The organism is Salinicola halophyticus, assembly GCF_003206695.1.
Lineage (GTDB): Bacteria > Pseudomonadota > Gammaproteobacteria > Pseudomonadales > Halomonadaceae > Salinicola > Salinicola halophyticus.
Genome location: NZ_PZJN01000006.1, coordinates 650020 through 663013 on the forward strand (window position 1 = coordinate 650020; position 12994 = coordinate 663013).

Annotated in this window: 11 protein-coding genes and 1 tRNA gene; 4 read left to right on the top strand and 8 right to left on the bottom strand. The window is 59.2% G+C overall.

What is annotated here, in order from left to right:
- The first annotated feature begins 309 nt into the window (after window positions 1–309).
- The gene (locus DOM58_RS10800; protein ID WP_110692825.1) at window positions 310–495 is read left to right on the top strand and encodes a hypothetical protein; all 186 of its coding nucleotides are present in this window, start codon (window positions 310–312) and stop codon (window positions 493–495) included.
- Between the two features lie 191 nt (window positions 496–686).
- Here DOM58_RS10800 and DOM58_RS10805 read toward each other — a convergent pair whose 3' ends face one another.
- From DOM58_RS10805 to DOM58_RS10815, 3 genes are all read right to left on the bottom strand, one after another.
- Window positions 687–1715, bottom strand: coding sequence for a DUF5677 domain-containing protein (locus DOM58_RS10805; protein ID WP_110692826.1), 1029 nt, complete (start codon window positions 1713–1715; stop codon window positions 687–689).
- Between the two features lie 314 nt (window positions 1716–2029).
- Window positions 2030–2848, bottom strand: a complete 819-nt coding sequence (locus tag DOM58_RS10810) for a TIR domain-containing protein (RefSeq protein WP_110692827.1) — start codon at window positions 2846–2848, stop codon at window positions 2030–2032.
- A gap of 765 nt (window positions 2849–3613) precedes the next feature.
- Window positions 3614–3690 (bottom strand) — tRNA-Arg (locus DOM58_RS10815).
- A 177-nt stretch (window positions 3691–3867) separates the two neighbouring features.
- Between DOM58_RS10815 and DOM58_RS10820 the strand changes: the two genes are divergently transcribed.
- Together DOM58_RS10820 and DOM58_RS10825 are read left to right on the top strand one after the other, a co-directional pair.
- Window positions 3868–4716, top strand: a complete 849-nt coding sequence (locus DOM58_RS10820) for a methyltransferase domain-containing protein (protein WP_110692828.1) — start codon at window positions 3868–3870, stop codon at window positions 4714–4716.
- Window positions 4716–5726 carry a methyltransferase gene (locus tag DOM58_RS10825; protein ID WP_110692829.1) on the top strand — a complete coding sequence of 337 codons (1011 nt, stop codon included), beginning with the start codon at window positions 4716–4718 and terminating at the stop codon, window positions 5724–5726. The genes DOM58_RS10820 and DOM58_RS10825 overlap by 1 nt, the downstream gene beginning before the upstream one ends.
- An 83-nt stretch (window positions 5727–5809) precedes the next feature.
- Here DOM58_RS10825 and DOM58_RS10830 read toward each other — a convergent pair whose 3' ends face one another.
- Both DOM58_RS10830 and greB read right to left on the bottom strand, forming a co-directional pair.
- Window positions 5810–6439: an EAL and HDOD domain-containing protein gene (locus DOM58_RS10830; RefSeq protein ID WP_110692830.1), complete on the bottom strand. Its 630-nt coding sequence runs from the start codon at window positions 6437–6439 to the stop codon at window positions 5810–5812.
- 111 nt (window positions 6440–6550) lie between these two features.
- Window positions 6551–7090, bottom strand: coding sequence for a transcription elongation factor GreB (gene greB, locus DOM58_RS10835; RefSeq protein ID WP_110643520.1), 540 nt, complete (start codon window positions 7088–7090; stop codon window positions 6551–6553).
- 228 nt (window positions 7091–7318) lie between these two features.
- Here greB and DOM58_RS10840 point away from each other — a divergent pair, with 228 nt between their 5' ends.
- Window positions 7319–7945, top strand: coding sequence for a hypothetical protein (locus DOM58_RS10840; RefSeq protein WP_245392235.1), 627 nt, complete (start codon window positions 7319–7321; stop codon window positions 7943–7945).
- Between the two features lie 28 nt (window positions 7946–7973).
- Here DOM58_RS10840 and DOM58_RS10845 read toward each other — a convergent pair whose 3' ends face one another.
- The 3 genes from DOM58_RS10845 to DOM58_RS10855 are packed head-to-tail and all read right to left on the bottom strand — an operon-like array spanning window position 7974 to window position 12907.
- Entirely contained in the window at window positions 7974–9161 is a 1188-nt protein-coding gene (locus tag DOM58_RS10845) for an HlyD family type I secretion periplasmic adaptor subunit (protein WP_110692831.1), read from the bottom strand.
- Window positions 9162–11489, bottom strand: coding sequence for a type I secretion system permease/ATPase (locus DOM58_RS10850; RefSeq protein ID WP_245392236.1), 2328 nt, complete (start codon window positions 11487–11489; stop codon window positions 9162–9164). It abuts the gene before it with no gap.
- Window positions 11486–12907: a TolC family protein gene (locus tag DOM58_RS10855; protein ID WP_188113807.1), complete on the bottom strand. Its 1422-nt coding sequence runs from the start codon at window positions 12905–12907 to the stop codon at window positions 11486–11488. The genes DOM58_RS10850 and DOM58_RS10855 overlap by 4 nt, the downstream gene beginning before the upstream one ends.
- Window positions 12908–12994: the final 87 nt, after the last annotated feature.

Here is a 12994-nt window from a genome sequence, read left to right on the forward strand (position 1 = left end):
GACGGCGAGTCACGTGATAATAGTGACTCGCCGTTTTTGTGTCTGCGGTAGCTAACGATGGCCAATCAGGATTCGAAAACACTTCTTAACCGTCTGTTTTTACGTGGTTTTCTATAATTCCGATAATTCAGTTATACCTTACGATATACTTCTTGGCCTCATAAGCTATCCGTGTGGTTGCACATCGCACGACCGTGTAGTCACGGCATCAGGCCGCCATGCTGGCCCAGGGCCCTTGTCTGGGTGTTGCGGAAATTAGCCTGGTACCCGTCGGCTTTTCGATCGGACGCGACGAGACCGCATGCGTATTTGGACTTCTCATCCGCGTCGTCTATCAAGGGCGAGGTGTGGGGCCGCTTGCTTCTTGAGAAAGGCGAGCGGCCTCTATTCGCCAAATTCGACGATATTTGGCTGGAAACCGAGATCGGCAGTCGGGCCTATGCATTTTACGAGCGTGCCAGCTGGATTCCCGTTGAAAAGTGGATCGCGGCTTGATGAAATTCGTCAAAGTCCGAACCATGGCGAGTGACCTCTAAGTGGCGGCATTCGGCCAAGACCGGTCTTTTAGATTTCACTGATGTAGCGCTCGGCTTAGTTGCTGCAGAAATGAAGCGTGCTTTACGTTATTGTCTGAACAATAGTAAATAAAGAAAAATACGCAGCGCCGGCCTTTAAGCTTTAATTTTTTAAAATTCGTTTCTTTGAATGTCCAGAAATGCATCCCCGACATCCTCTTGATAGTCATCCATGATTTTCATGAGAACAATATGATCTATCGTGGGCTCCATAGCTAATAAAGCACATGTTATTTGACATAAACTAATAGCGGCTGCATGCGCAGGATCTGTCATCCCTGAATTACTCTGTCCAACAAGCAGAATATCATCTTCGGCTTCACTTAGGCCAAGACGACTTCTCATTCCCTTTGAGCCCGCATGTACGTTCTGGCTAGCCCGTTTATAGTAAGGTCGCATGTGATCCAAGCCGACATCCTTTTCTATCGCAGTGAACCCTACACGACGATGATGTGGAAATATATTCGAAGCCCATCCGTAGTGATCCCCAAACTTCTTTCCATAATGCGCAATAACCTTATTGTATTCCAATTTGCAACTGTCTATTTCCTCTTGTGAGGCGGCTTTTTCCTGGAGTCTGCCTTCATATTTTTTGTGTTCAAGCATCCCGTCGTAGGAATCAACAATATCATGAAGATAAAATCTTTCAGCACACTCCTGCCCGTGCTTTGCTATAAATATTGCTGTTGCATTGACTTCATGTAGCGCCCGCCATCTTGCATGAGCTGCATCAGCAAAACCAGACTTGAGAAGATGCAGAATCTCTTGAGCTATATGGCAAGCCCTTGCATGGTGCCGGACGACAATATCGAATACTAAATTATTATCCTCTACAGCCATCGGTCGATACGATGAATTAAACTCTTCTCCTGCCTCAGTACAAATTACAATGTGGGTTTCAAGCAAATCAAATGCTTTAGACCAACGTTTAACATTGCGCGCTTCGAACTCTCTGGTTAGAGTCCTATGTTCCTCTAGCATCTTCTTTGTCGATTTTCGAAGGTTGCCTTTAATTAATCCTACCGCTTCCGGTGTCACGTTGGCTATTAGCTGCTCAATATCAATATTCTCTGCTTTTTCTGGGTTGGCAGCTATAAGATCATTGAGCGTTTTAAACAAGGCTTTTTGTAATTCCTCCACTCAATACTCCTTAAAATTCACAGCAGGCATTAGAATGCGCACACCCCGGTCGGATAGGTTTTTTGACAAATACATCATCCGGCATCCATTCCGAATCTTTAATATACATAAATTTAATTCATCCTGCGCAATGTATCCAGATTCAACTAACCCAAGCTCATTTTCGAACGTTTTCTCTGGGCCGCATTCGGCTAGGAGCGATCTTTGGACTAGTGCTGATATAACGCCCGCAACACGCGCGACGATGTAGTGGACGCGCAGATGCAACAAAAAAGCCGTCGGATTGCCGACGTCTGCTAGGCGTTGGCAACTTCTTATGGAATGCTAGATATGGCATAGCCGCAAGCCTTAAGCTCTTTTGAAACCTCATTCTTCCAAGCACCAAATGAGTCTAGTGAGACATAGACAACGCCGCTTATATCATTAGGTGTCTCAATTTCCCCCTTTACAAGCGAGCAAACATTTTCTCTGCCCAGCTTTGCCATAAGATAGCCGTGCTCAAACACAACATTTTGGCGTGCTCTATTTTTTGGTGGGATTTTGGTTTCATGCACCCCTCTGCCATGATCACAAGCTGTGTAAAGAACTATTGCGAAATCCGCGTCGTTAGAATAATGCTCGATTTTTTCAATTATTGTCATTCCCGAACTTGCCTGCTCATGGAGGATGATTGCCTCCAGTCCCAACTTTTCTATAAAGCGGCTCACTTCGTGCTTCGCTTCATTATCACGACCATGGACTATAAAGACCTTACGTTTATTCCTGGCCGCAATCGAAGCTGCAACTGGAGAAGCGGGATTAGAAGTTTGAATTGGCTGTCTCGGTTGCGCTGTCCGAAAATTCTCACCGAACTCTAGTGCATCTAGTGCCGGGGTAAACTGCTCAGAGAGATATGTTCGTCTCTCTGCATAAGTGCCGAACATGGGTTTTATAAATCCCCAAAAAGAGTCCAAGTTCCGATGCTGACGCAGCCATTTTGGCAGCATCGGAGCGACATGTTCGTTGCTCAGCAATTCTCTTCTTAGCAGTTCGAACTCACGACTATCTGCGGCGAGACCAGTCGCCCGAGCTGTAAGCAAATTAGCCAGATAGCTCACTTTGTCGAAATCATTTTCAAGAAATTCAATATCCAAACCATTATTACTCTTTGTATGTGATTTCTGCTGGGTGTGACTTAGTGGTCTAACAGGTATAAGACAGTGCGCTCGATTATTGAATTGAATGCACACGCCGCCGTTCTCGGACCATCCGCTTCAGGTCGGAATCCGTTGGACCTCCTAAGACTTCTCAGGAATACGTTTCGCATCAATTTGCCACATCCCGTTTCACTTCTCTATCCAAGTTCTCCCGCGTTATGTCGGGTATGCTGCAAAATGCAACATTTCGCATAATTTCTATGGGCCGTGAAAACTCCTGCCGCCTCATCACTGGCGCGAGATAGAGCCCTCTGCAACGCTGCATCAAAACCAACCCATTTAGCGCGCAGGCGGGGCGGGGAGTTGACAGCGTGCCGGCGGTGCCGGCTCGAGCCTCGCCGATCCAAGCCCAAGCTACGGCAACGGCTACTCTTCCTGTCGCCGTATAGGAACAGTTAGCACGATTCAGGCTTTTTAAGGAATCCCCTCATCGTCCATCGATTGGTCTAATGCTGCAGTCGGGCATGCCTACGCGCCTTCTGGCTGGCATGAGCCTGATAGGAGTTGCACTAGTGGTCCAAACTTCTATCCGCGTTGCGCCAAATTTAGAGCGGGGTAATGAAACGCGCGGCTTCGAGTAGAACATCGGGGAGATCGGGATTTTGCGAAGTGTCTGGCATTGAGTTGAATAGGAGTGGGCATTGAATTGAATAGTGACAGACGTGGAATAGCGGCGGACGTGGGAGATCGCTGGCGCCGAAATGGTGCCCCCATCAGGATTCGAACCTGAGACCTTCCCCTTAGGAGGGGGACGCTCTATCCAGCTGAGCTATGGGGGCTGACCGGGATCGCCCTGAATCGGGCGAGGTAAGCGGCGCACAGTATAAGCGCCGGATTCGTCGAGATAAACCCGCGGGGGTCATTGCGTCGGGACGGCCCGCGTTGGCGTTGATACAATGCCGCCTTTCCGATTCGAGCCGTCGCTATCTCATGCCGTGTTCTCATGCATAGTTCTCATGCGTAGTTCTGATGATGCTTCCGCGCTGCCTGCCGCGAGCCCGCGGCACGGCAACGATATCCCCGTGGGACAGGACCGGATCTTCGACGGCCTGGCCGACAAGTTCGCCAACAGCCTTTACGCGACGGCGCGCGGTCAGATCCGCCTGGCGGTGCTCGATCAGGTCCTCTCGCAGTCTCTGCCGCAGGACGGTGCGGCCGCGCTGGATGTCGGCGGCGGCCTCGGCCAGATGAGCGTGTGGCTGGCCGAGCGCGGCCATGATGTCACGCTGGCGGAGCCCTCCGCGGAGATGCTGGCCCGAGCGCGAGCCGAATTCGGCGAGCTTCCCATTCGAACACTGCAGGCGCCGATCCAGGCATTGCCCGAGCTGGCGCCGGGGCCGTGGCCGCTGATTGTCTGTCACGCGGTGCTCGAATGGCTGGCCCAGCCGCGTCAGGCGGTTGCCACGTTGAAGTCCCTGCTGGCGCCAGGTGGTCGTCTGTCGCTGATGGTGTTCAACCGGGATGCGCTGCGTTTTTCCAATGTGGTCAAGGGTAATCTGGACAAGGCGCTGGAAGACCGGCTTTCGGGAACGGGCCAGCGGCAGCGTTTGACGCCGATCTCGCCATTGACGCATGCCGATATCGAGCACTGGTGTCGGGAAGAGGGGCTGGTGATCGAAAGCGTCGCCGGCATCCGGATCTTTCACGACTACCTGCGGGAACGTGCGCCGAGCGACGCGCAGCTCGCGACGATCATCGAGCTCGAAAAGCGTTACTGCCAGACTGATCCGCACTGGCGCCTGGGGCGCTACCTTCACTACATCATTCGGCACGCCGACAGCGCGGGCCCAGAGGAGACGTTCTGATGTCGACGCAGCCACCGGCGTGTCAACTGCTCGCCCGCCAGGATGCGGACTATCGCGGCTGGCTATGGGTCGCGCCACCCCGCGATGGCTGGCTCGAGTCCGGCGAGGGCAGCGTGTGGAGTGCGGATCTGGATGTCTGCGAGGCCTGGCGCAATGGCGGGCGCCCGGCCTACGGGGCGCTGAACGCACCGCCCGCCGAGGTGCCGGGGGCGGTGCTGTTCTGGCCCAAGAGCCTCGCGTTGGGGGAATGGTGGCTGAGCGCGCTGAATACGGCGCTACCGGCGGGCACGCCGATTCAGATCGTCGGCGAAAACCAGGGCGGCATCAAGCGTGTCCCGAAGATACTCGAAGGCTTTGAGCAGACGTGCCGCAAGCTGGATACGGCGCGTCGCTGCACGCTGTTCGCGAGCCGAACGGTCGCATCCGACCGTGACCCGGACGCGGTCTGGCAGACGTTCACGGCAGAAGAGCTGACGCTGGCGAGCCATCCTGGCGTCTTCGGCCATGGCAAGCTCGACGACGGCACGCGGCTATTGCTGAAGGCATTGGCGCAGTCGCCGTTGCCGTTGCCGGCGCGCGGTAAGCCGCTGCGGGCGCTGGATGTCGGCTGTGGGGATGGCGTGCTGTCGGCGTGGCTGGCGAAGCAGGGCTGCCAGGTCACGGCGGTCGATCTCAACGCCTTCGCGGTCGAGGCCACGCGGCGCACGTTAGTCGCCAATCAGCTGACCGGCACGGTTATTCAGAGCGATGTCTATCGCCAGATGGAGGGCAGCTTCGAGGGCATCGTCAGCAACCCGCCGTTTCATCAGGAGCGCTCGATCGATTACGGGCCGACCCAACGACTGATTCGCGAGGCGCCGGCGCATCTCGTCGATGGTGGCAGCCTGACCCTGGTTGCCAATGCGTTTCTTCCGTATCCGGATTGGCTGCAGGAGACGTTCGGCAGCTTCGAAACCCTCGCCGACAACCGACGCTTTCGCGTCTATCGTGCGATCAAACCGCGGCGTTGATTCGCCGTGCACGCCCGGCCAAGTTCTTCGGAAGTTGGCGCTCGGAAGTTGGCGCTCGGAAGTTGGCGCTCGGAAGTTGGCGCTTAGAAGTCGGCGCCGCCGTGCATGACCTGCGGGCGCGCCAGATAGTAGCCCTGGAACAGGTCGCAGCCGGCGCGCTGACAGCAGTTCAGGTCGTCTTCCGTCTCCAGTTTTTCCGCCAGAATCTTGAGCTCGGGATAGTGAAGGCGTAGCTGCTCGACGATGTACTTGAACGTTTCGTCGCAGTAATACGGGTATTCGAGTTTGACGATATCCACGAGGGGCAGGTAGGGATGCTCGACGTCCACTTCGGCATAGTCGTCCAACGCCAGAGTGAAGCCTCGCTGGCGCAACTGCTGCAGGCAGTCACGGATGGTGTCGTCGACCGGCGTATCTTCGAGAATTTCCACTACCAGGCGCGAAGTATCGAACGGCAGATCGATACTCAGCATGTCGGCGGTGAAGTTGATGAATAGCGGCTTTCCCTCGCTGACCGTCTCCAGCTCGCCTTGACTGAACGCATTCATCAGAACCGTGCTGGTGGCCCGGTTGCCATCGAATGGCATCGGCCTCGGGCCGCCATCCGTCGGGCGATAGAGTAGCTCGTAGGCGACGATTTCCAGGGCGGTGTCGAAGATCGGTTGCCGAGCGAACAGTATCGACGATGAGGGCGGATCGATGGCATTCGGCATGGGCTGTCCTCGAGGGCTCGTTCATGTCAGCGACGGATAACGGTCTTTCCACGCCGGTTCGGCGGGCGGTCTGAACCGTACTCCCGGCCTAGCTCGGCTGGGTCTGCGGCTTCAGCTTTCGGAATCGACATAGGCGATATCGGTCACGATGTAATGGGTCTCGCCGCCCGGGGCCGCGACGACGACATCGTCATCCAGCGCCTTGCCCAGGAGCGCCTGCGCCAACGGCGCATCGATGCTGATCCAGTGCTTGTCGGTATTGGTTTCGTCGTGGCCGACCAGGCGCACCTGCAGCTCTTCTCCATTATCGTCTTCCAGCGTGACGCTGGCACTGAAATAGATCTTGCCGGTATCCGCCGGCAGGCGATCGACGACCTGGAGCTCGTCCAGCCGCTTCCGCAGATAGCGGATCCGGGCAATGACGCGGTTCAGCTCTTTCTTGTTGTAGGTGTAGTCTGCATTTTCGCTGCGATCCCCCAGTGCTGCGGCTTCGCCGACCTTCTCCGACAGCTGCGGGCGTTTGACCCGTGACAGATGGTCGTGAATGCCCTGTAACCGATTCCATCCCTGCGGCGTGATCAGGTTGCTCTTCTTCTCCTGACGCGGATCCGTTTTGGGATCGCGCCAGCGCGTCATGTTGCGGCCTTGCATAAGAAGATCCTGTTACGCTCATCGAAGGCGGAGCGTATCGTAATCCGGTGTCTGGCGGCCATCTCATGCGATTAAAACCGCGTCTCTTGCGACTAAAACCCTATAGTGATGGATTCAAACGCTCGTTAGATTGCTAGCACGATTGATTATTAGCACGATCCCCCAGGAGAGATGTCGATGCGACAGCAATGCCAGTGGTCCCCGTGCAGCCGTTTTCGACTGATGTTAATGCTCATGATACTGGCCGTGGCGTCCAGCGGCGTTCTCGGTGCGGCTACCGCGATGGCGCAAGCGCCGGACTCTTCCCTCTTTTCCCTCATGCAGCGGTGGGGCAATGTCGAATACCAGATGCAGGGCGATGCCCAGTTACGCGCTTTCGAGGATCTTGCCGGCGAAGTCGACATGCTGGCCAGGAGCGAACCGGAGAATTCCCATATATTGACGGCCCGGGGCGTGATTCTGGCCTCGTACGCCAAGGCCAAGGGCGGCCTCGGCGCACTGGATCTGGCCAAGCAGGCACGCACGGCACTGGAGAAGGCGATCGCCATCGACCCGCAGGGCGAAGACGGTTCGGCCTACGTGACGCTGGGCGCGCTCTATCAGCACGCGCCGGGCTGGCCGATCGCCTTCGGCGATGACGACAAGGCCCGGCAACTGCTCGAGCGCGCGGTATCGATTCGGCCTGCCGGTATCGATACCAACTTCTACTACGCCCAGTTTCTGGAGGATCAGGGCAAGGATGACGACGCCTTGACCTACGCCCAGCGCGCCGTCGATGGCCAATCGCGGGCTGGCCGGCCTTCCGACGAGGCGCTGCGGAAAGAAGCTCGAAACTGGTTGGCCGAGCGCCGCTGAGCGTCGTGCCCACTCGGATTGGGAACTATCAATACAGGTTGGCCTTGAGCAGCGGCTTGAGCAGATAGTCCAGCACGCTGCGCTCACCGGTTTGGATGTCGACCTGGGCGATCATGCCGGGGATGATCGGCAGATTCTCGCCGTTGTGGGTCAACGAGCCGCTGTCGGTCCGGATATAGACCTTGTAGTAGGACTCCGTGCCGCGCGGCGTCTCCTCTTCGATGGTATCGGCACTGATCTGATCGACGGTGCCCTCGAGATCCCCGTAGATCGTGTAATCGTAGGCCGTGATCTTGACGCTGGTGAACATGCCCGGCGCCAGGAAGGCGACATCACTCGGCTTGATCTTGGCCTCGATCAGCAACTGATCCTCCAACGGGATCACCTCCATGATCGTCTCGCCCGGCGGTACCACGCCGCCCCGGGTGGTGTAGTTGATGGCGTTGACCCGGCCATGCACCGGCGAATGCAGCTCGGTGCGCTGATACTGGTCCTGACGCTGTACCAGCACCTGCTCCAGCGAGGAGAGTTCGCCTTTCTTGTCGGTCAGCTCGGTATAGGCATCCTGCACGTAGCTGTTCTGGATTTCGGCGCGTTTACCCCGTAGCGACGCCATGTCCTGCTGCAGCTGCAGCGCCTCCATCTCGCTCACCGCCTTGCGCTTGACCAGCGGCTGGATCAGGTTCAGGCGGCGCTGCGCCATCTGGATTTCATGGTCCAACGATTCAGTGGCCTCACGCAGCTTTTCACGCCGCGCGTGAAACAGCTCGCGCTCGGACTGGGCCAGCGAGCTCTGCGAATCGACGCTCTCCGGGAACGTGATGCTGTCCTGCTCCAGCACTTCGGCCTGCAGCCTGGCGATGGCCGCCCTCAGTGCCTGGACCTGATTCTGCGTTTCCTGATAGGCGCTGCGAAAGCGGGTGCCGCTGAGCTGGACCAGCAACTGGTCCTTGTCGACGATATCGCCTTCACGAACCTTGAGGTCTTCGATGATGCCGCCCTCGAGGCTCTGGATCGACTGGATCCGGCTGACCGGAATCACCCGGCCCTCGCCATGGGTCACCACGGCGATATGGGCCCAGGCGGCCCAGCCGATGAAGCTGAGCAGGCAGATCAACACGGCCCATACCACCGGGCGGGCAAGGGGATGACGCAGATTGGCGCGTGGATCGCCCAGTTGGCGCTGCAGTTCCTGATCGCTGAGTGTGGTGGCCATCTAGCGTGCCTCCCTGGGTTGGGAACCAAGGTTGGAGCTGGCGCCCTGGTTGCCGGTGGCGGCGACCCGGTTGCCCTTGACGACCTGATCGAGACTGCCCTGCATCGCCAGCTTGCCCTCGCGCAGGACGATGGCGCGATCGGTCAGTTCGAGCAGCGGCTTCTTGTGGGTCGAGACGATCAGCGTGCGACCTTTCATCCACCGCTTGAGGAATTCCACCGCGCGCTTCTCGTTGGTCTGGTCGAAGGCGGCGGTGGGTTCGTCCAGCAGCACGATGCGGGGATCCTGCAGCACCAGCCGCGCCAGGCCGATGGCCTGACGCTGGCCGCCGGAAACGCTGCCGCTGGAGGCGATCGGCAGTTCCAGCCCTTGAGGATGCGAGCGCACGAAACGCCCCAGGCCGACGCCGTCCAGGGCCTGGAATATCTCCTCGTCGTCGTAGGCCGCGCCGTCCAGAGTCAGGTTCTCCCGCAGGGTGCCGTAGAACAGCGCTATATCCTGCGGAAGATAGCCGATCGCCTGGCGCCGGTCGGCGGATTCGATTTGAGCGATATTGACGTCATCCAGCATGACCTGACCGCCGGAGGGTTCGATGAAGCCGGAGAGCAGCCGCAGCAGTGTCGATTTGCCGGCACCGTTACCGCCCAGCAGTGCGACGCGCGAACCCGCCTCGATCGTCAGCTCGTCGATCTTAAGCGCGGCCGGCCCCTCTTCCTGATGGCGGACCTCGACTTCCTCCAGGCGATAGTCGCCGTGGAGCCGGGGTTTACGGACTTTCTGCCCGGCCCCGCTTTCGTTGGGCGCCTGCATCAGTTCGTCCAGGCCCTCGACAGCCGCCTTGACGTGCTGCCAGCGGGCGAGCAGGGCGCAGGTCTGTCCCATCGGCGCGATCGCTCGTGAGCCGAGGATGGAGCAGGCGATCAGCGCACCCACCGTCATGTCGCCGGCGCTGATACGGTAGACACCGACGATCACGATGCCCACGTATCCCAGCTGCTGCAGCAGCGAGGCGGAGTGCGTCAGCATGCTGGTGACCGAGCGCAGTCGGATCGACGCCGTCGACAGCTGGGCCGAGAGCGATTCCCACAGTGCCAGGTTGCGGCCCTCGGCGCGGGTCGCCTTGACGGTCTCGAGCTGATCCAGCGATTCCAGCAGCACCCCGTTCTTGACCGCACCTTCGCGCAGGTTCTCCCGGGCCAGTTTGGCCAGATAGCGTTGCAGCAACAGGCCGGGAATGATCATCCCGGCGATAGCGGCCACCGGTACCCAGGCCACCGGCCCGCCGATCCAGGCGATGATCAGCACGAAAATGGCAACGAAGGGCAGGTCGCTGATGGCGCCGGCCGTCGCGGAAGTGAAAAATTCACGCACCGCCTCGAACTCGCGCACCTGACTGGTAAAGGCACCGGTCGAAGGCGGCTTTGCCGCCAGACGCAGGCGAATCGCCTGTTCGAACAGCTTGGACGAGAGTTCGAGATCCAGTCGCTTGCCGATCACCTCTAGCAGATGCGCACGCAGGCCCTTGAGCACGAATTCCAGCAGTACCGCCAGCGCAACGCCGCTGGCCAGCACCCACAGCGTATCGAAGGCGGCGTTGGGGACGACGCGGTCGTAGACCTGCATCGCGAACAACGCGGTGGAGATCGCCAGTAGGTTGGCGGCCAGGGCGGCAACGCCGACTTCGGCATAGGCGGGCCAGCACGCCTTGAGTGGCGCCTTCAGCCAATGTTTTGGCTCAGCTTTGGCAAAGTTGCCGGCACGATCGTCACTCCGGGCTATCGGACGAGCGAAGATCGCGGTACCGCTGTAGATCGCTTCCAACGCCTCGCGGGTCATCACTTCCTGGCCGCCGCCGGTCTCCGGCAGCACGACGGTGGCCTCGTCGGCATCCAGCGATTCCAGCAGGACCGTGTCGCCGTCCTCGAGAATCAACAGCGCCGGCAGCAGCCGCGAGGAGAGGCTGGCCAGCGGTCGGACGGCCACGCGAGCGCTGACCCCGGCTCGGCGCAAGGAACGGGCGACTTCGCTCAGGGGCAATCGCCCCTGTGACAACGGCAGACCGTCACCCAGTTCGGCAACCGAGGCGGGTCGATCGAGACGGCGGCAAAGCAGGGCCATGCCCTCACGGAGCGGATCGGTATAGTTAGCATGGTGATTGGCGTAGCTGTCGGCGCAGTGATCAGATTGGCTGTCGGCGTGGCTGTCGGCGTGGCTGTCGGCGTGGCTGTCGGCGTGGCTGTCGGCGTGGCTGTCGGCGTGGCTGTTGGCGTAGCTCTCGGCCGAATCCGGATGACGGTTCTCGTTGCGTTCGGAGGAGGATAGGCTCATGGAGCGTCATCTCCCAGGCGACCGGTGATCAGCGGGTTGATCAGTCCAAGTTGTGAGGCTGCGCGATACTGGATGCGCTTTTGCTGGCTTTCGAGGTCGATTAACTGACGACGGGCCGAGAACGCTTCCTGGCGGATCGTCAACAGATCGTTGACGTCACGCAGTCCAACCGAGAACTGATCGTCGTAGAGATCGCCGACGGATCGCGCTTGCTTGACCTGATCCGTCAGCGCCTGCTGACGTTGCCGATAGACCTCGGCGTTTTCGATCAGGGTCAGCACGCTGCGGCGAATTTCGCGCTGCTGGTCGTCGATGCGATAGCGGGCGGCCTCGAGTCGCTGGCGGGCAGCATCGGGGCGCTGGAAGTTGGCCAGGCCCTGCAGCGTATCCATGCGCAGGCGAAGCCCGATGACCGAATCGTTCTGCAGCTCGCCGCCGATCTGGCGACGCTCCAGCGAACCTTCGAGATTGAGCTGCGGCTTGAGTGCCGCCTGGGTCTCGTCCAGTTCCGCCTGGGCCTGAGCGGCGCTGGCTAACGCCTGACGATAGGCCGGCGCCGCGACGATCCAGTCGTCCAGCGCTGCGGTTTTCTCCAGACGCGCGGTGAGCTCGTTGGGCATCGGCGCTTCCAGTTCGCCGGGTGAGACACCCACCAGGACGCGAAACTGCTGACGAGCGTCATTGAGCGCGCCGCGTTCTGTGGCCAGCTCATCGCGGGACTGGGCCAGATCCAGGGCCACGCGGCCCTGTTCGCTGCTGTCGGTATAGCCGTTGCTGCCGCGATCCACGGTCAGATCCCGCAGAGTCTCGAGGTCGTCGACGTAATTCTCTGTCACCTCGAGGCGCTGCTTTGCGGCGAGCACGTCCAGATAGACCTCGACGATGTCGAGTGCGGCTTCCTCCTCGGCAACGCCTACCGCGCGGAGTGCTTCTCTTTCGGCCGCGTCCGCGCTGGCGACCTGGCTGTCGACACGGCCCCAGTCGTAGAGCATTTGGCGGGCCGAGGCGTCGTAACCGAACTCGCTGAACGGAAATTCTTCCGGGCCGGCGGAGAGATCGACGGTGGGGAAATAGCCCCACTCGGCGATATCGACTTCGGTGCCGGCGGCATTGGCGTCCGCGATGGCGGCGCGCACCGCCGGGTTGATCGCCAACCCGCGGCGGATGGCTTTCTCGAGCGGGAGCGGTGCGTTTCGAACGGTTGACCGACCAGCCGTCGTTACCCGATCAGCAGCCGATGGCTGAACGCCGGTCTCGCTGAATCTCCTGTTTGAGTCGGCCGCTGGCGACGCGGTCCATCGAATCGCGGGCAGATCCGTTCTGACCTTGGGGCCAGCCCCGTGATCCACGGCGTTCCACCAATGGCGCTCCTGACCGTGGGCGATGGCAGGCGCCAGACAGACGACGATTGCCAGCATGCGTAGAGACCACCTTTCTGCGTGTTGGAGTGAGTCGTCGATGACCGTGTTTCCTTGTGTCTGCGTATCCTCGGAGGCGACCTGAGG